Source organism: Metamycoplasma gateae, from assembly GCF_036352135.1.
Lineage (GTDB): Bacteria > Bacillota_I > Bacilli_A > Mycoplasmatales > Metamycoplasmataceae > Metamycoplasma > Metamycoplasma gateae.
In genome coordinates this window covers 352,818-372,316 of record NZ_CP143578.1, presented here as the reverse complement: position 1 = coordinate 372,316, position 19,499 = coordinate 352,818, and the positions used below count along the sequence as shown (strand labels likewise).

General features: G+C 24.5%; 19 protein-coding genes. 14 read left to right on the top strand and 5 right to left on the bottom strand.

What is annotated here, in order from left to right; genetic code table 4:
* From V2E26_RS01765 to rsmI, 5 genes are read left to right on the top strand one after another with little or no spacing between them, the layout of a single operon-like run.
* Window positions 1-294 (top strand): YbaB/EbfC family nucleoid-associated protein, encoded by a 294-nt coding sequence (locus tag V2E26_RS01765; protein ID WP_330463155.1) that lies wholly within the window; start codon window positions 1-3, stop codon window positions 292-294.
* The gene (locus V2E26_RS01760) at window positions 294-884 is read left to right on the top strand and encodes a toprim domain-containing protein (RefSeq protein ID WP_330463154.1); all 591 of its coding nucleotides are present in this window, start codon (window positions 294-296) and stop codon (window positions 882-884) included. The genes V2E26_RS01765 and V2E26_RS01760 overlap by 1 nt, the downstream gene beginning before the upstream one ends.
* Window positions 885-912: 28 nt before the next feature.
* A complete protein-coding gene (tmk, locus tag V2E26_RS01755) occupies window positions 913-1,554 on the top strand; it encodes a dTMP kinase (protein WP_330463153.1) in 642 nt (213 codons plus the stop codon).
* Window positions 1,554-2,429: a DNA polymerase III gene (locus V2E26_RS01750; protein ID WP_330463152.1), complete on the top strand. Its 876-nt coding sequence runs from the start codon at window positions 1,554-1,556 to the stop codon at window positions 2,427-2,429. The genes tmk and V2E26_RS01750 overlap by 1 nt, the downstream gene beginning before the upstream one ends.
* A complete protein-coding gene (gene rsmI, locus V2E26_RS01745; protein ID WP_330463151.1) occupies window positions 2,419-3,123 on the top strand; it encodes a 16S rRNA (cytidine(1402)-2'-O)-methyltransferase in 705 nt (234 codons plus the stop codon). The genes V2E26_RS01750 and rsmI overlap by 11 nt, the downstream gene beginning before the upstream one ends.
* Window positions 3,124-3,163: 40 nt before the next feature.
* On the opposite strand, the gene rpsT is transcribed toward rsmI, so the two are convergent.
* Window positions 3,164-3,427, bottom strand: a complete 264-nt coding sequence (rpsT, locus tag V2E26_RS01740) for a 30S ribosomal protein S20 (RefSeq protein WP_330463150.1) — start codon at window positions 3,425-3,427, stop codon at window positions 3,164-3,166.
* A gap of 149 nt (window positions 3,428-3,576) precedes the next feature.
* Between rpsT and V2E26_RS01735 the strand changes: the two genes are divergently transcribed.
* The 5 genes from V2E26_RS01735 (at window position 3,577) to V2E26_RS01715 (ending at window position 7,235) form a co-directional block, all read left to right on the top strand.
* A complete protein-coding gene (locus V2E26_RS01735) occupies window positions 3,577-4,284 on the top strand; it encodes a YgjP-like metallopeptidase domain-containing protein (RefSeq protein WP_330463149.1) in 708 nt (235 codons plus the stop codon).
* 9 nt (window positions 4,285-4,293) lie between these two features.
* Window positions 4,294-4,932 (top strand): hypothetical protein, encoded by a 639-nt coding sequence (locus V2E26_RS01730; RefSeq protein ID WP_330463148.1) that lies wholly within the window; start codon window positions 4,294-4,296, stop codon window positions 4,930-4,932.
* A gap of 218 nt (window positions 4,933-5,150) precedes the next feature.
* Window positions 5,151-5,891, top strand: a complete 741-nt coding sequence (locus tag V2E26_RS01725) for a hypothetical protein (RefSeq protein ID WP_330463147.1) — start codon at window positions 5,151-5,153, stop codon at window positions 5,889-5,891.
* Window positions 5,892-6,104: 213 nt separating this feature from the next.
* Entirely contained in the window at window positions 6,105-6,494 is a 390-nt protein-coding gene (locus V2E26_RS01720) for a hypothetical protein (RefSeq protein WP_330463146.1), read from the top strand.
* A gap of 315 nt (window positions 6,495-6,809) precedes the next feature.
* Complete coding sequence (locus tag V2E26_RS01715; protein ID WP_330463145.1) at window positions 6,810-7,235, top strand: hypothetical protein; 426 nt, start codon at window positions 6,810-6,812, stop codon at window positions 7,233-7,235.
* A gap of 56 nt (window positions 7,236-7,291) precedes the next feature.
* Here V2E26_RS01715 and thrS read toward each other — a convergent pair whose 3' ends face one another.
* Both thrS and trpS read right to left on the bottom strand, forming a co-directional pair.
* Complete coding sequence (thrS, locus tag V2E26_RS01710; protein WP_330463144.1) at window positions 7,292-9,031, bottom strand: threonine--tRNA ligase; 1,740 nt, start codon at window positions 9,029-9,031, stop codon at window positions 7,292-7,294.
* Entirely contained in the window at window positions 9,018-10,022 is a 1,005-nt protein-coding gene (gene trpS, locus V2E26_RS01705; protein ID WP_330463143.1) for a tryptophan--tRNA ligase, read from the bottom strand. Before trpS ends, thrS begins: the two co-directional genes overlap by 14 nt.
* A 293-nt stretch (window positions 10,023-10,315) precedes the next feature.
* Here trpS and V2E26_RS01700 point away from each other — a divergent pair, with 293 nt between their 5' ends.
* The 3 genes from V2E26_RS01700 to V2E26_RS01690 are packed head-to-tail and all read left to right on the top strand — an operon-like array spanning window position 10,316 to window position 15,840.
* Window positions 10,316-10,678 (top strand): PTS glucose transporter subunit IIB, encoded by a 363-nt coding sequence (locus V2E26_RS01700; protein ID WP_330463142.1) that lies wholly within the window; start codon window positions 10,316-10,318, stop codon window positions 10,676-10,678.
* On the top strand, window positions 10,678-14,715 hold the full coding sequence (locus tag V2E26_RS01695; protein ID WP_330463141.1) for a DEAD/DEAH box helicase: 4,038 nt from the start codon (window positions 10,678-10,680) through the stop codon (window positions 14,713-14,715). Before V2E26_RS01700 ends, V2E26_RS01695 begins: the two co-directional genes overlap by 1 nt.
* 3 nt (window positions 14,716-14,718) lie before the next feature.
* Complete coding sequence (locus V2E26_RS01690; protein ID WP_330463140.1) at window positions 14,719-15,840, top strand: hypothetical protein; 1,122 nt, start codon at window positions 14,719-14,721, stop codon at window positions 15,838-15,840.
* Window positions 15,841-15,879: 39 nt separating this feature from the next.
* On the opposite strand, the gene def is transcribed toward V2E26_RS01690, so the two are convergent.
* Window positions 15,880-16,437, bottom strand: a complete 558-nt coding sequence (def, locus tag V2E26_RS01685; RefSeq protein ID WP_330463139.1) for a peptide deformylase — start codon at window positions 16,435-16,437, stop codon at window positions 15,880-15,882.
* A gap of 105 nt (window positions 16,438-16,542) precedes the next feature.
* Between def and V2E26_RS01680 the strand changes: the two genes are divergently transcribed.
* The gene (locus V2E26_RS01680) at window positions 16,543-17,802 is read left to right on the top strand and encodes a hemolysin family protein (RefSeq protein ID WP_330463138.1); all 1,260 of its coding nucleotides are present in this window, start codon (window positions 16,543-16,545) and stop codon (window positions 17,800-17,802) included.
* A gap of 46 nt (window positions 17,803-17,848) precedes the next feature.
* Here the strand turns inward: V2E26_RS01680 and V2E26_RS01675 are convergent, their stop codons facing one another.
* Window positions 17,849-19,462, bottom strand: a complete 1,614-nt coding sequence (locus V2E26_RS01675; RefSeq protein ID WP_330463137.1) for an ABC-F family ATP-binding cassette domain-containing protein — start codon at window positions 19,460-19,462, stop codon at window positions 17,849-17,851.
* Window positions 19,463-19,499: the final 37 nt, after the last annotated feature.

Sequence of the window (19,499 nt, the reverse complement as noted above, 5' to 3'; positions counted from 1 at the left end):
ATGAATATAAATGAAATGTTAAAAAACGCAAAAAGAATTCAAAGCGAAATGGAAAAAGATGAAGCTGAAGTTGCTAAACAAACCTTTATTGTTGAAAAACAAGGTATCAAGGTTTCAATGAGTGGTGAAAGAAAAATAACTGAAATTATTATTAATGAGGCATTAATTGACCCAGAAGATCCTGAATTGATTCAAGATTTAGTTATGTTAGCGGTTAATGAAGCTATTGAAAAAGTTAATGTTGCATATGATGAAATAGGTAATAAATATTCAAATTCAGGATTACCATTTTAATGAATAATGAATTAAAAGAACAAATAATTGAGCAAATAAATAAAATACCTGGAATTTCTAAAAAACAAGCTTCAAAAATAATTTCATTTTTTTTAGAAAACAAAATAGATTATACAAATGATTTATTTCAAAAAATAATTACTCTTCAAAATGAAACAAAAAAGTGTATTAAATGTTTAACATATACAAACCAAGATATTTGCAAGATTTGTGAAGAAAGAAAAAGATCTAAAAAAATATTTGTAGTTCAAGATAGTTTAAATATTGATAAATTTGAAACACTTGATATTGAAAAAGGAAAATATTTTGTTTTTTCAGAGAATATAAATTTAAAAAAAATCGAAGATAAAACTATTGAAAAAATAAATTTATTAATAGAAAATGCAAAAGATTGTGAAGAATTAATACTTGCATTAAATACTGATTTAAATGGTCAAATAACAATGAGGTATTTAGAAAAACAAATCAGAGATAGAATTAAAGGGATAAAAGTATATCAATTATCAATTGGGATACCTTTTGGAATGTCAATTGAATCAATTGATCCAATATCTTTAAAACAGTCTATTTTAAATAAAAAAATAATATAGTTAAATTTTTATAAGATGAGGAATATTTATGAGTAAAGTTGGTAAGTTTATAGCATTCGAAGGAATGGACGGTTCAGGAAAAACTACAATTATCCAAATGTTGAAAAATGAATTAATAACAAAAAAATTAATAGATAATTTTGTTTTCACAAGAGAACCAGGATCTGCTTTTTCTAAAGAAGCCGAAAAAATTAGACAGCTTATTTTAGATAATGAAAATTCATTTAGTTCAATGGTTGATGCATTATTATTTGCAACAAGTAGAAGACTAAATTTAGAAAAAGGTATTTGACCAGCTCTTCAAGAAAATAAACATGTTATCACAGACCGTTATACAACTTCATCTTATGTATATCAAGGTTTATTAGGGGATGCAACACTTGAAAAAGTTGAAATTATCAATGAAATTGCAACAAATAAAACTGAGCCAGACTTCATAATATTTTTTGATCTAGAACCTTCTATTTCAGTTGAAAGAATAACAAAAATGCGCGAAGGAATGGATAGATTAGAAACTTCAGACATTCAATATTATGTTTCGCTAAGAGAATCATACAAAAAAGTAATATCAAAAAATCCTGATAAATATCGCATCGTTGATGCTAATTGTTCAATAATCGAACTATTTAATAAAGTGATTGATATTCTAATTAAAGAAGAAGTTATCTAATGAATAACCTCGTTTTTAAAAATGTAATTGACAATTCTCTTAAAGAAAATAAATTAAATCAAGTATATTTAATTTCATCAAAAAATATAAAAAATTTTGATGCTTATTTTTTATATTTTATTAATTCTATAAATAACGAAAAGTTTGAAAACTTTAATCAAATAAAGTTTGGCGAGCTTTATTTTTATATTAACGGTAACGATGATACTATTGGAAAACAAGAAGTATTAGATGCTATTTCAAGTACAACAGAGACATCGATTTTTTCAAAAAATAAAAAGAAAATTTTAATAATAAACAAAGTTGAAAACGGGACTCAGCAATCTTTAAATAGTCTTTTAAAATTCCTTGAAAATCCTCCTCACAACACTCTTATTTTAATGTCTTCCAACTATATTGCTCAAGTTTTAAAAACTGTTAAATCAAGAGCTTTTATAATTGAAATAAACGAATTAAAAACAACTGATCAAACAAAAGAAAAGCCTTTTGAAAAATTCTTTTTAAAAAATAATATTGAATATGAAGAACAATATATAGAAATTTTCGAAAACATAGTTAATTGTATTTATCTATCTTATAAACAAATTGATAGTTTATTAGAGTTAATTATTTCAAATTTGAGTTTTGAGAATAACCAAGTTTTATTAAACTTTTTGATTTTTTGCTATTTAGATATTTATAAACTTAAAAAAGGATTAAAGGATTTAGTTATTTTGGATATTAAAAAAATTAATAAAGAAAAATTTGATTATATCCCTATTTTTAAAATAATTGACTTATTAAAAGAAATAAAAGAAAATCTTGATTATGGATTAAATTTTAATTTACAAAAAAGTTCTCTATTATTAAGATTGGAGGAATTGTATGGATTATAAACTTAATATCGTAGGGACTCCGATTGGTAATTTAGAAGATATAACCTTAAGAGCGATAAGAATCTTAAAAGAATCAGATATTATACTTTGCGAAGATATTAGAAATAGTCAAAAACTTTTAAAACATTTTAATATTGAAAATAAACAACTAATTTCATATCATAAATTTAATGAAAAACTTATTTTAAAAAAAATCATTTTTCTTATTTTAGAAGGTAAAAATGTTTCATTAATTTCTGATGCAGGAATGCCGTGCATTTCAGATCCAGGCTTTAATTTAATAAGTGAGGCTAACAAAAATAATATCTTTGTTGATGTAATTGGTGGCCCTACAGCATTTACTCATGCATTTATAAAATCTAACCTTGGTTCAACATTTTCTTTCTTAGGATTTTTAAAAGATAAAAGTGGAGAAAGAATTAATCAGTTAAAAAAGTTTGAACCAGGAACATATGTATCGTATGTATCACCTTATAAACTTATCAGTACATTAAATGATTTTAAAGATGTTTTCAATGACAATATAGAACTATATTTATGTAAAGAATTAACAAAATTGCATGAAAAAGATTATAGGGGCAGACCATCAGAAATTCTTTCTATTTTAGAAAATCAAAGTATTAAAGGAGAATTTGTTTTAGTATTTTTGATAAAAAAAGAAAAACACATTAAGGTAAATAAATATGCAAAATAAAAGTCAGGATAACCGACTTTTTATTATTAGTTTAAAAAAATTAATTTTTGGCTTTAGCAATAAATGCATCTAAACGGCTGGCTTTTCTAGCACCATTGTTTTGGTGTAAAACACCCTTTGAAACAGCTTTGTCAATTTCATGGTGTGCTTTGGCTACTAATTCAGCAGTTTTTTCATCTTTTGATGTTGCAGCTAATTTAGCTTTTTTAATAGCTGTTTTAACTGTTGATTTAATAGCTGAATTACGTGCATTAGCTTTTTCGTTAGATAATATTGCTTTTTGTTTTGATTTAATATTTGCCATTCTTTTGCCTTTCTTGCTAAATAATTAATTAGCATATTTAATTTTACATAAAAAAATATTTTTTTTTATATTTAACTTAATATTTTTTATTTTTTTAATAGTTTTATCGTAAATAAAAATAAAAATATTATTTTTATTAAAATATTTGTATGAAAAAACCTGATCAAGTAATCAAAAAATATATAGATAATATTGAATATGAAGTGAAAATATTTTATACTAATGCTAAACATGTTTACTTGACTTTTCAGGATAATATTTTTTTTATCAGGGGTTCAGTTGTTAATATATCTTCTAAAAAGTTTAATTGTTTTTTAGAAGATACAATGTTAAAGATTATTAATAAAAATAAATTAAGAAAAAAAGCCAAGCTAGAAATAGATGAAGAAAATAAACAATTTTATTATTTTGGTAATTTAGTTAATTATAAAATTGTAGATAATCTTATTATAATTTATAACGATAAGATAAATGAATTTATAAAATTACCTAAAAGACTTAATTTAGATAATTTAAAAAAATATATTAAAAAAGATTTAGAACTTAAGTTGATTGAAAAATTTAAAATATTTACTACAAATGCCTTAAATGAAATTTATAATAAAGGAAATAATCTAACATTTTCAATTAGAAATAAAAAAAGTTCTTGAGCTTCGATTGTAATTGATAAAAATAAGATTAATATATGTACTGATTTAATTTATTTTTCGGATGAAATAATTAAATATGTTGCTTATCATGAAATTTGCCACTTATCATTCCCTAATCATTCAAAAAAATTTTGAGATTTACTAAAAAAATATATACCTAATTATAAGGATATAAAACAAAAACTAAACAACCATATTTTTAAATAAGGAGTTAAAATGGATACACAAATGATTATTATGCTTTGTATAATATATTCGATATTATTAATTTTGATAATTTTAAATATATTTGTAATTGTTCGTCATTTTAAAAACAAAAAAAGAATTCAAACAAACGAAGTAATTAATGAAGGAAACAAAATTAATTTAATTGATGAAATAAAAAAAGTAAAAACAATTATTAAAAATAATGAATTTATAGATAATTCTAAATATTTATCATCAGGTAATAAAATATTTAGCTCAGGAAAAATTTTAGTTAATAGTTATGGTCTGTTTGTGATAAACGAATTTAATGATCAAGGAACACAAATAGAAGGTGATTTTAATAGCAGAGAATGATTTCTTCATTCAAATAAGGACAAAGTATGTATAAATAACCTGCTTTGAAATCTTAATAAAAATATCGAAATGTTAATACCTATATTACCATTAAATCTTCCAATAGTTGGTATTTTAGTTTTTAAATCTGTTTCAAAATTTGATATAAATAATTACCCATCACATTTAGTATTTACAAATGTTGAAAATTTATGTAGCTTATTATACGACATTAAAAAAGAATTAAAGCCTATTATTAGTGATGAAAATGTAGTTAAAATAAAAGAATTATTAAGAAGCAAAATAGTAAAATAATCAATCTATTTCAATGAAATTCAATACATTGAAAAAAAATCATCAATATATTGAAAAAGACTGAAAAAATGGATAAAAATCAATGCTAAACCAATATAAATGGTTGTTTTTTCAATATTTTTTGAATAAATTATTTATTTTTAATAAATTTACATTAAAATATTGGTGTATACGTATAAAAAAATATAGTAACAAAATAAAAAAAAGGAGATAATATAATGGCAAAAAGTACATTAGAAAAATTCTATATCTCAGAAAAATTTGATGAAAACAGAAATGTGTCATTTAACTTTAAAAAAGCTAACCAAAAAATTTCAGGTAACTTTAAGGAATTTATTGACGCTGTTTTAGAATTTATCAGAGTTAGTGAAAAAACTAAAAATGACACTCGTGTATGATTCCACCAAAACGGTGCATACCGTGGAAGTGTTAACATCGCTAAAGCACGTGTTATTGTTGAAAAAATCAAAGCTGAAAGCGTTAAAAGCGAAGAAGCTATTGAATTTATTGAAAAAGCAGAATTGGTTGATAAACCAGCTCCAGCTAAAAAACAAGCAGTTAAGAAAACAGTTGTAAATCTAGATAACGAAGCTTCAAAAACAACATTCTTTGTTGAAGATGCAGCTAACAAAAAAGCATCACAAGTTTCAGCATTAGACGTTAAATCACAATCAAAATACGCAACAGTTATTGAAAAAGTTTCACAACTTGAAAATACAGTTGTTATTACATATCATTTAGAACACGAAGGTAAAACTTCAAAATCATATGAATATGTAATTACAGGTTTTGCTTCATCATGCACAGCTTGTCCATGTTCAAGCACAAAGAAAACTTCATCACTTTTTGGTACAACAAGAAGAGATAAAAGAATTTTCTGAATTCTATTTACAATCTTAACAGTTTTAATAGTAGCAAACGTAATTTTAATTTCACTACGTTTAACACATAATATATAATTAATTATTGATTGTAAAACTTTATTTAAAAAGCTAGCCAAATTATAAGGTCTAGCTTTTTAATATTATAAAATGTACAAAAAGCGATGTTTTATTTAATTACAATTGAAATTTAGATTTATTTCATATTAAAAAAATATTTTTTAATATTTTGTATTAATATTAATGTATATACATAAATAAATAAAAATTAATTATAGACAAAGGAATAAAATGAAACACTCTAAGAAATTATTATGATTAGGAATTGCAAATGTAATTGCAGCTACTGGGTTGACAATTACTGTTTCTACATTATTTTTAAAGAAAAATTCTAAATCTAATAATGTTGTTGATTTATTAAAAAGTAAAAAAGAATACGAAAAGAAAGTTAATGAAGTAGATAAACTTTTAAAAGAATTAGAAGATGATAAATATAATGGCATTAAATCAAAATTACAAGAAAAGAAAGATCAAACAACAGCTAGTATAAATAAAGATAGCATTAAAAAAGACTATGAAGACGCTACTAAATTATTAGAAGATGCAATCAACGAAGCAAAAGAATCTAAGAAAACATTGGATGAAAATACAGACAGCAAAGATGGTAATTCTGATAGTTAAACTTCTTCTGTAGCTCAAAAAGATTACGAAGCTAAGAAAAAAGAAGCAGAAGATTATTCAATAATGATTTAAATAATGATAAATATAAGGATATTAAATCAGAATTAGATCAAAAAATAGCTGAAATAGATACAACGGTACCGATGCATCAAATGAAACTAAAACTGATGAATTTTATAAGGGAAAAGTAAAAGAATTAGAAAAAGCGCTTGAATATGCAAAAACTGAAAAAATGAAATAGATAGAAAAGAGGCATCAAAAATATCTTACGAAGCTAAAAAGAAAAAAACTGAAAATTATTCAACTGATAAACTTTTGGATCCAGAATACGAATATGCAAAGTATAATTCATATAATTCTATTAAATCAATACATGAAGAAGTAGAATCTAAACACGAAAACGAAAGAACTGCTGAATTTTATGATGAAAAAATATCAGGTTTAGAAACAGCAATAGGACGTGCAAGAGGTGGAAGATTAACCATTTTTCCAGATAGTTTATCAAAAAAACAGCTGCTAAAAAAATTAAATGAAAAAATTAAAGAAGCTAAAGAATATGTAAATACATCATTACAAGATGAAAAATATTCAACAATAAAAGATGAGTTAGATACAAAACTAGAGCAAGTTAAAAAAGATATTGAAAATAAAACATACGACGAAAAAACTGTTGAATACTACAATAATAAAAAAAGAAGAAGTACAAAACTCATTAACAAAAGCTCGAGAAGAAAAAGATAAATTAGATAATAAATAAAAAAATAACCCTAGATTACAAATCTAAGGATGTTTTTTATTTATTTTAGGTTTCTTTTAATTTCGAAAATTTTTTGAATAAATTGTTCTTTTGTATAATTTGAAGTTTCATCACTTCCGTATTCTCTTACTGAAAGTATATTATTTTCAACCTCATTTTTCCCTATTATAATAATATACTTTGTTTTTTGTATTTGAGCGTCTCTAATTTTTTTGTTAATTCTTTCATTTCTTAGATCAATATTTACATTAAAATCAAGATCTAAAAATTCATCATATAATTTTTTACTATATTCATTTAAATCGGATGTTATTGGAATAATTGTTATTTGTCTTGGGCTTAATCAAAATGGTAGTACGCCTTTTGTTTGTTCTAATAATGTAGCAATAAATCTTTCGTAAGTACCAATTAATCCACGATGTATTAAAACTGGTCTTTCAAACTCTTCTCTATCGTTTATAAATTTCATTTCAAATCTTTGTGGTAATAAAAAGTCTAATTGTAATGTTGACATTGTAATAATTTTGTTTAAAACAGTTTTAACTTGAAAATCAACTTTTGGTCCATAAAAAGCAGCTTCACCAATAAATTCTTTGTATTCAATATTCAATTCATTTAATACTTCTCTTAAATCATTTTCTGCCTTATTTCACATTTGATCATCGTTGAAGAATTTTTCACTGTCATTAGGATCTCTTAATGATAGTGATACGTGGTCTATTTCGATTTTAAAATCATTTAGTGCTGTTAAGATCATATTGTATAGATGTTTGAATTCATCTTTAATTTGATCAGGTCTTACAAAAACATGACCTTCTGTTAAATCCATAGCTCTAACTCTTTCAAGTCCTGTTAATGCTCCTGATTTTTCATAACGATATAATCTTGATTGTTCTGAATATCTAATTGGTAAATCTCTGTATGATCTTCTTGTTGAATTAAATAAAATTATATGATGAGGACAAGTCATTGGACGTGGTACAAGCATTTCATTTTCCATAGAAATAGGTTTAAACATAGTATCTTGATAATGAGATCAATGTCCACTAATTTCATATAATTTTTTTTCACCAAAATGCGGTGTTAGTACTTCTGTAAACCCATATTTTTTGTCTAGTTTTAATACATAATTTTTAATTGAATTATGTATTTTCATTCCGTCTTCCAATCAAATTGGTAATCCTTGACCTGAAAGTTGATTGAATGAGAATAGGTTTAAATCTTTTCCTATTTTTCTATGGTCTCTTTCTTTTCTTTCTTGCAATATTTCTAAATATTTATCTAATTCTTCTTTTGTTTCTCAAGATGTTCCATATATTCTAGTTAGCATCTTGTTATTTGAGTTACCTCTTCAGTAAGCACCGGCGGTTGAAAGAAGTTTGAAATGTTTAATTTCTTTAGTATTTTCAACGTGCCCACCAGCACATAAATCAGTAAATAAAATTTCATTAGTTTTAGGATGAACAAATTGGAAAAAAGTAATTTCTTTTCCGTCTTTTAAAAATTCATCATAAAGTTCTTTTTTATAAGGTTGATTATCGAAAGAGAAAAAATCCCCCCCTACTTTTTTTGTTTCAAAACCTTGTTCCGCCATTTTTTTCATTAATTTTTCAATTTTTGGTAAATCAGATTCTAAAATTGAATTTTCAAATTCAAAATCATAATAAAAACCTTCTTCTATAGCAGGACCGATAGCTAATTTAGTATTTGGATAAAGTTTTAAAATAGCAGCAGCTAATAGATGGCTTGTTGAGTGATTTAATTTATTATTTGCTTTCATTTTTTAAACCTACTCCTTTCATTAATTTATTTAAATTTTTTGTAGCAATCATTGAAGCTTTTTTAGCTCCGTTTTTAGAATGTTCATCAATAGTTTTTATTGCTTGCGTATATTTTGTTTGAACATCTTCTAGGAATGTTTTAACCGTAATTCCTACTTCGTGTTTTAATTCACCATAATTTTTGTCTTTGAATATTTGTTCTGTTTCTTCTAAAGAAATATCTTTTAAAGAAGAGTAGATACTTAATAAATTTTTTATACCAGGTTTATCGTCTGAAATATATATTTTTCCTTCTGAATCAGTGACAGCTTTCATAATTTTTTTATAAGCTTTTTCGGGATCATCCAAAAGATATATTGAAGCTTTTTCGTTTGTATCAGATTTAGACATTTTTTTAGTAGGTTCAACTAAAGACATTATCTTTGCTCCAATTTTTGGTATATATGGTTCAGGAATTTTGAAATCTAATTTAAATTTATTATTTAATCTTTGTGCTAAATTTCTTGTTAATTCAACATGTTGTTTTTGGTCTATTCCAACAGGAACTAAATCTGGGTTATAAAGTAGTATATCACCGACCATTAATGTTGGATAAATTAAAAGTCCTGTAGGAATTGTTTCCATACCATTCGCTGTTTTTACCTTTGAAGATTTATCTTTAAATTGAGTCATTCTTGATAGTTCACCAATTGTTGTATTTGTTAGAATCAATCAATTCATTAGGCCATGTTCCATTACATCTGATTGAAAGAATATTGTTGATTTTAAAGGATCAATTCCACACGCGATATATAAAGCAAAAATATTTCTTCTATTCTCTTCCAATATCTTAGGTTCAATTGGCAATGTTAGCGCATGAAGGTCAGCGATAAAAATATAGCTATCATATTCATCTTGAAGTTTTACCATATTCTTAATAGCACCAATATAATTTGCAAGCGTCAATTTACCTGTTGCAGTTATTCCGCTTAGAACTCTTTTTTTATCCATATATTATCTCCTTGTTTTTATATAAAAACAAATTTCAAAATCTTTATAAATTATATTAATTTTTTTTAAAAAAAATTATATTCTCATAAATAACTTACTAAAGATAGTATATTTTAAATACCAATTAATTCTTTTTATCCTTAAAATAAGTTGAAAAAAATATTATCTGGGTTTTATAAATAATAAAAAATTACTCTTATTTTTTCTTTTATTGTCTTAAAATTAAATTTTAATTATAAATTAAAATATAATTTAAAAGTAAATAACAAATTAACTCAAGAAAGGTGCGGAATATGAATAAAAAGAATAAATTTTTATATTTTTTCTTAATAGTAATCACGTTTGGTTTTATTTTAATTTATTGACAAAAAAAATATAGACAATCAAAAATCAAAAACTATTTAACAAAAGAAACAAATTTAAGTTTTGATTTTAAACAACTAATCGAATATTTAGGTGGCAATCAAAATATAGAAAGAGTTTCTTCAACGCAAAAAGTTTTAAAAATTAGCTTTTATGATAAAGAAAAAATTGATTTAATAAAACTAAAAAAACTAGATGGCGTAACTGGAATTACAGTTCAAAGCAAAAGTATTTCATTGGTTGTAGGAAATACTGCAAAATATATAGATGAATTAATCAATGAGGCAAAATAATGAGTTCAAATAATTTTAAATATCAAACATTAATGGCTAACTTATTAAACATTGATACCCTCGATTCTTCGTTATTTAGTTCAATAGATAATGAAAAATATTTTGACGTTTTAAAAAACTTTGGTGAATCGACATTTGATAAAATCTATAATAACTTTAACATTAATTGTGTTTTAACTGAAGTTGCTAACAGAAATATTGCAGAAAAAGTTAGTTATGCTAAAAATAAAACTGAGGTTGTTGCTATTTTTAAAGAATACAACAAGAGAATTGATGATAATTTATTTAAAATGCTTGGTTCAAGTTTTGAAAAAGCAAAAAATATTATTATTTCAAACCAGGAAACAGAATTCCAAAAATCTATTGTTAAATGAAAGAAAATTTTAAATAAAGCCCAAAATATAAATATTGAAACAAATATTTGACCACTGAATATTGGTTTTTTTTACATATCAATAAAAACAGAGAATAAAACAATTTATGCACCCTTATTTTTTAAAGAAATAATAATTGAAGTTAAAAATTCATTAGTTTATCTTCATTCAAACTCAGATATCCGTGTAAATAGTAAGCTTGTTACATTTTTAAATCAAGAAGGATTTTCATTAAATGTTGATTCTTTTGATTTTAATAACCTTTCAATCAAAGAAGTATTTGAAAAGTTTAAAACAATTTGAACTCCACTATTCAAAATGCCTGACAGCTTGAAAAAAGGTATTCAAAATTTAACTGTTGAGGATATTGATAATACATCAATTGAATTTCACTCAGGAATAGTACTTGGTTTTTATAACGTATCTTCTGGATATTTATGAAATCAAATGAAAAAAATAATTGAAAATAATGAATTTGATGAAATATTAAATCCAAACTTTAACAAGAATTTATATAGAGAAAAAGTAAATCATGTAATTTTTGATAATAAATTTAAATTGTTTAAAATCCAAGAAACAAACTTTTCTCAAGATGTAGCAACAGTTTCTTCTTTATATCAAGATACAATAATTTGAGGTCCTCCTGGAACTGGTAAATCTCAAACTATTTCTAATTTAATAGCAAATATTATTGCAAGAGGTTATACCGCTCTTGTTGTTAGTCAAAAAAAGGCTGCTTTGGATGTTTTGAGAAATAGAATGAAAAAGCTATCGATATTTTGTTTATTTGCCTTAAATGATAAAAATTTAAGACAAGAAACTTTCTATGAACCATTAAGAGAATTTATACATTTATTAGAAAATTATCAAACTTCAAAAAAAGAAGAAGGATTTTCTATTTTCAGCGATGAAGATGAAAAATATGTTGATAATGTTAATTTAATAAAAGAAACCCCAAATTTAACAAATATTATTAATTTTTATAGTGCCATAATGAATGGTAATTTTTCGGAAACAACCTTTGAAAACCTTAAATTATTAGATCGAAAATTAAAATATAATTTTGATCCTTCCTTTAATGATAAGAAATCAATTGTTAAAAGATTATATGAAACCAATTACAACAAAAAATGAAATATCTTTACAATAGTTCCAAAAATAATAAAACAGATGGCTCAAATATTTGTTTCTGATGAAAACTTGATGACTATCGATGTAAATGAAGCATTAAAATATGTTAATCTTGTTTCGTTTGAAGAAATAGAAAAGTTTAAATCTGAGTATAAAAAAATATTGATCAACAAAACAATAACATTAAATGATGATAAAACCATTGTTAGGATGTTGCTTGAAAAAACTTTTGAAAAAATGACTAATTTTACAGAAGAACAAAAGTCACAATATACTGCGTTTGCGATGGCTATTAGAACAGGACATTTAAAACCTTACAAATTCTTCCATAAACATAAGGAAATGATAAAAATTTTATTTCCAATAATTGTTACAACTCCTGAATTAGATTTATCAATGTGAGAAAAAGAAGAATTTGATTTTGCAATCTTAGATGAATCTTCACAAATGTTTATCGAAAAAGGTATTCCTATTTTATATTTGGCAAAAAGAAAAATACTATCAGGTGATAGTCAACAAATGCAACCTACAAGATGATTTTCAGCAACCTATAATTTTGATGAAGAAGATGATTTTGGTAATATTGAATCGTTATTAGATTATGCTAAAGCAAGAGGTGTTTATTCACTTTTATTAGATAAAAATTATCGTTCTAAAAAAGCAACATTAATGACTTTTTCTTCTAAACATTTTTACGATTCTAAATTAGATGTTATTGATAATTATGAACTTTCATTATCAAATGATAAAGCAATAGAAGTATTTCAAGTAGATGGACAATGAGATAACAGTATGAACGTTGCTGAAGGCGAAAAAGTTATTGAACTTGCAAAAGAAAATTTATTAAACTACAATAAAATAATTATTTTAGTATTTAACGTTAAACAGCAAGAATATTTAGTTAATAGAATTTTTGGAAATGAACCATTATTAGAAGACGCAATTTCATCCGAAAAATTAGTAATTAAGAATATAGAAAATATTCAAGGTGATGAAGCTGATTTGGTTATTATGTCTGTTGTGTATGATAAAAATACAGCTTTATATAATACATATGTTGCTAGAAAAGGTGGGAAGAATGCTTTAAATGTTGCTATATCCAGAGCAAAAGAAAAAGTGTTTGTTGTAAAATCGATTTATGCAGATGATATCGAAATAACCGAACGTTCTACAGTTGATATGATAATGTTTAAAGACTGATTAAAGTTTTTAGACTTACCATTAAATGACCAAAAAAATTATTTAGATGAAGTTGAAGATTTTTTAGCTACAAAATTAATATCAATGCCTGAAGATTTAAAGTTTAAAGTTGACGTTTTAGATGAATTAAAGAAGTTATTAAAAGATAATAATCTTGAGTTTAAAACAAATTATTCAGTGGGTACTAAATCTATTGACATCGTTTTAATTAACAAATTAAATAATAAGTTAGTTCAAGGCTTTATTCTGGATAATTTCTCATATAAAAATGATTATAGAAAATATTTAATTTTTAAAGATAATATCAACTTTTTAGAATCAAAAGAATATCCTATTATTACAATGTCAGAAATAGAATGACCAATAATTAAAAATAAAATCTTTAATTATGTAAGCTCATTGGTTGAAATTGAGTTAAAAACAAATCAGTTTATGTTAAATAATGTAAATACTCTGCCAAATAACAGTGCAGATGGTGAAGAATTTAATAATATTGTTCAACCAGAATCAGACGATATAAACATTGTAGAACAACCTAATATTGAACAGGATGAAACAAAAATTGAACCAGTCAAATTAGAAAGTATTGCTATTATTGATAATGCTGTTAATGTAGAAGTTAAAAAAGAAGAAAGCATAAAATCAAATATTGATGAGATAGATGATTATTATGTGCAAGAAGATTTGAATAATTCACAATTTTTAAATGAAATTGATGAAATGGAAAATCAATCAAATATTGAAAATAATTTTGAAAATGAAATTGATGAATTTGAAATTTCATTAGGAGAAAAAAATATAACCTTAGATTCATTGAATGTTGAAGAAAACACCAATAATTCTCAAATTATTGAAAATTATGATAGTTTAGACAATAATAAATTTGAAGAGCCAGAAGAAGATGAAAAACATCTAAAACATTTATCTAATGATGATATTGAAGAAGAAAATATTGACTTCAACATTGACAATAGTGTCGATATAAATGATTCTAAGACTCTAGAATTTATAAATGAATTAAATTTATCTAAAACAAATGATAATATTCAAATTGAAACTAACGACAATACTATTGATTTCACAATCGAAAAGACAACAGAGTTAACGGATGATAATTTAGATTTTAATAGTATTAATGATGAAGATCAAAATAAATATAGATTAAGTAATTTTGGTTTAAAGAATAACATTTTTGTTGAAACTCATTCAAAAAACAACGAAGAAGAAACGAATGAAAATGAAGATTTTAAAAATGATGCGATGGATGTGATAGAGGATTTTAATTTAGTTGATGATGATGAAAAAACAACTGAATTCAATATTGGTGATTAGATTATGAAAAAGAAAAAAAATGATTTAGAGATAGATTGAGTTGACTCGATTGATAAAGATGTTAGTCCTGAAGATCAATTAAAACATAAAAGACATGCAAAAGCCGTAGTAAAATCCAAAAGAACAAGAAAAATACTATTTTGATCAATTTCTTCAGTTGCATTAGTGTCGGTATTATCTGCGACCGTTGCGATTCAATTATCAAAACCATCAAAGGCCTTGATTTATTGATATCCAAAAATTAATAAACATTCATTTACAAATTTAAAATCATCAAACAATCTTATCGAAATAAAAATTAATGAAAATCAAACAATTAATTCTACTCCTGAAGATTTAATTAATACAATTGTAAATAACGATAGTAAGCAAAATTATGAACTAATTTTTTCTAAATATGCAACTTTTGTCAATAAAAATCAAAATAAAAACTGATCAGTGCAGTACGAAAATTTTGTAATTGACTCAGTATCACAAAATACATTATTTATTGATTTAGTTTTTAGAGAAGAAGGAAATGCCCCTATTGAATTTGTTGTTAGAAACTTTCCTTTATTAACTTCTAAAAAAACTATTAAATACGATAAAAATAATGTTATTTCAAAAGAAAACGAATTCAATGATGATTTTTTAAATGATTTAAAGAAAAAAATTCTTTATAAACTTTTCTTACCCATAAATATTAATGATAATTTTTCAAAAGAAAAAATTAATAAATATAAAGATGAATTTAAAAAATACATCGAAAAAATAAATAACCTTATAAGACAGAATGAACAAGATTTTAAAAGCTTAATAGATATTTCTTGATTATTTAATGAACAATTCAAAATAAATGATAATTTAGAAAACATGCAAATAGTTTCTAACTTTATTACTGAAACAAATAACTTTTATTCCCCAATTATCTTCACCTCACCAATTGAAATTAAAAACTTTGATACAGATGATGATAGTTGAAAAACCAACAGTATTCTAAGTTTTAAAGCAAGAGTAATAACCTTATCAACTCATACTGAGAAACTAGGAAAATATAAAACTCAATATGGAATTTATATAAAGCCTAACTTCAGCAAAGATGAAATACAATTTGAAGTTCCATTATTATTTGATAAATTAAAATAAAAAAATGCACCGCCAGGAAATATAGCGGTGTATTTTTAATTATAAAACTTCCAAATCTTTATCTTTTTCTCATGGATTTTTTTGATTAATTCTATCAATAAATAAATTACCTTGTAAATGATCATATTCGTGTTGAAAAACAATTGCAGTATATCCGTTTACTTCATATCTTTTTCATTTTTTTTCAAAGTAAGAATATGCATCCATAATTACTCTTGAATATCTTGGTACATAACCTGCCTGTTTTGGTCATTCTTCTGAAACGCTTAAGCATCCTTCGCCTTCAGAAAGTGAAATTTTGTGGCTTGAATGACCAATTAATTTTGGATTTATTAAAGCATCATTAAAAATAACATTGTTATTTTGATCGACAATTAAAATATAAAAAATATTCTTAGGTATCCCATATTGAATAGCAGCAACCCCTACAGCAGGTCTAAATTTAGTATTAGGTTTTTGACTATCTGAAACGTGAAAAATCATTTTTTCAATTAGATTTATATTTTCTTCTGATAAAGGAACTTCTACATCTTGAGATTTTTCTCTTAATATTTTTTCAGGTAATTGAACTAGTTTTACATCTTCAAATTTAAACATAATATAACATTATAAAGAAATAAGCTATTAAAATAATTTTTTTTGTTAATATTTATATTATTGTATTTAATTTAAATTATTAATTTTTAAATGGAGAAATTTTAAATGGATATTCACCTCAATACTTGACAGTACATATTATTAATATTATCATTAATCCTCTTACTTGTTTCATCAGGTATATTTTCTGCTACCGAAACAGCATATACATCTTTATCAAGAATTAAGATTGAAACTATGGTTGAAAAAAAGGTAAAAGGTTATAAAATAATTGAAAAACAACATAACTTTTTTAACAGAACATTAGGAACAATTTTAATCGCCAATAATTTAGTAAACATCGCTTCTTCAACATTGTTAGCTTATTTATTAACTCAAGCTTTTGGAGCTTCAAAAGTAGGACTTGCATCAATTATTTCAACAATTGTAATGACACCAATAATTGTTTTGTTTGCTGAAATAATACCTAAGTTAATTGCTAAACATAGACCCGAGCAAACTGTTAGATCATTTTATTGATTTATAGAAATGTTATATTGAATTTTTATTCCAATTACATATCCAATTTCAAAAATTGGTAAAAAAATTTATATTACAAATACTGAGGAAGATGTAAAAAATCTTTTAAATATTGCACAAGATGAAGGTGTATTGGAAATAAAAGAATCTGCTATGGCTCAAAATGTTTTAGACCTTGATTCAACAAAGGTATCACAACATTATGTTAAATTAAAAAACGTTGATTTTATTAGTTCTAAAGCAACAATGCAAGAAGCATTATCTATGTTTAAAGAAACCAACTATTCAAGAATCCCGGTTGAAAAAGACGGTGAATTAATTGGTATATTATTGCTTAAGGATATTTTCTTCTTACAAAGAGGAAATATTATGAACTATATTAAAACGGTTCCAAGGGTATCTGCTAATTCTATATTATCTGTTGCATTAGAAAAAATGCGTCAATCAAGAGCACAAATGGCATTTGTTACAGAAAGTAATAATGATGATAAGGCTATTGGTATTATTACAATAGAAGATATTTTAGAAGAAGTTGTTGGCGAAATATACGATGAATATGATAATGATGAACAAATTTATGAGATTAGTTTAGAACGTTCAGAAGCCAAGGGTACAGTTCTAATGAAAACTTTATGAAAACAGCTTGAGCTCGAAGATTATTTGGATTATGAATTAGATGAAAAAGAAAAAAATCAAACTTTGTCAGTTTGATTGGAAAATAAAGTTGGTCATCTTTTAAGAAAAAATACCAAATACACATTAGATGATAAAATAACTTTCAAGGTTTTAGAAAGAAAATCAAAAGAAAAAAAATTTGATTATATTGAGATTGATTGAAGTAATTAAAAATACCTAGAATTTTTGGATCATCCCCTAAATTCTAGGTATTTTTTTAGTATCCCATAGCTTCTTCGTATTCATCTAAATTTCCATAAAATAGAAAACTAGATTTAGGTTTAATTTCTAAAATTACATTAGCACATTCTTTTATCATAGCTCTATTATAAGTTGTAAAAATACATGAGCTCTTATATGATTTAATACCTTCAATTAAGCTATCAATTGATTCTGAATCTAAATGGTCTAGTGGTTGGTCGAATACTAAAAAGTTGCTTTCCTCTAACATTAATTTAGACATCATTAAACGTACCTTTTCACCACCGCTAGTTACTTGAACATTTTTGAATACACTATCATTTGAAAAAAGCATTCTGCCTAAAAAAGCTCTCATTCTAGCATCACTATTATCTTTAGTTTCTTGTGTAGTGTTGTTTAATGGTCATTTACTTAATCAATCAATAATTGTTTCTGATTCTTGGAAGAATTCTTGATTATTCGAAGGAAAATAGTTAGGGAAAATGGTAATTCCTCATTCGACAGTTCCAGATGTTGCTTTTCTTTTTCCCATCAATATTTCAAGTAATCTTGTTTTTGCGATATCATCATTTCCAACGATTACCATTTTATCACCTGGTTTTAATGAAAATGACACATTTTCAAATAATACATCTCCTGCTTCATTTTTGTATGTTAAATTTTGAACATTCAAAATTTGTTTTCCAGGTAATCTGTTTAGTTCGAATTTAATATAAGGATATTTTCTTGATGATGGCTTTAATTCATCTATAACAATTTTTTCTAGCAATTTCTTACGGCTAGTTGCTTGTTTTGATTTCGAGGCATTAGCTGAGAATCTTGCAATAAATTCACGTAGTTTTTGAGCTTGTTCTTCTTTTCTTAAATTAGTTTTTTGTTGCATTTCAATTAGCAATTGACTTGATTGTTTTCAAAATGAATAATTACCAACAAATAGTTTCGCTTCTGAATAATCAATATCAATTATATGAGTACAAATTGCATCTAAAAAATCACTATCATGGCTAACAACAATAACAATATTTGAATAGTCCATTAAAAAGTTTTCAAGTCATTTAATAGTTTTTAGGTCTAATCTATTAGTTGGCTCATCCATTATTAATATATCAGGGTTTCCAAATAGTGCTTTTGCAAGTAAAACCTTAACTTTTTCATTTGCCTTTAATTCAGACATTTTCATGTTTCATTTTTCTGGTTCAAGACCTAAATTAGACAATAATGTTTGGGCATCGTTTTCTGCGTTTCATCCACCCATTTCTCCATATATTTGTTCTAGATGACTTGCTTTTTCATAGTCTTCCATTGTTGCTTCAGGGTTTTCATAGATTTTATTCTTTTCAATATTGATCTCATATAATTCCTTGTTACCCATGATAACAACATCAGTCACATTAAAGTCATTAAATTCATCTTGGTTTTGACTTAAAACGCTCATTCTAGCATTTTTATCTTTTACTATTTGACCTTCACTAGCTTCAACTTCGCCGCTTAGTATTTTTAAAAATGTTGATTTTCCAACACCATTAGCTCCAATAATCCCATATACATTACCTGGTAAAAACTTTAAATTTATATTTGAAAATAATTTTTTATCAGGAAAAATTTTACTTATTCCACAAACATCCAACATAATACCCTCCTTGTGATTAAATTAGTTTAAATTATAC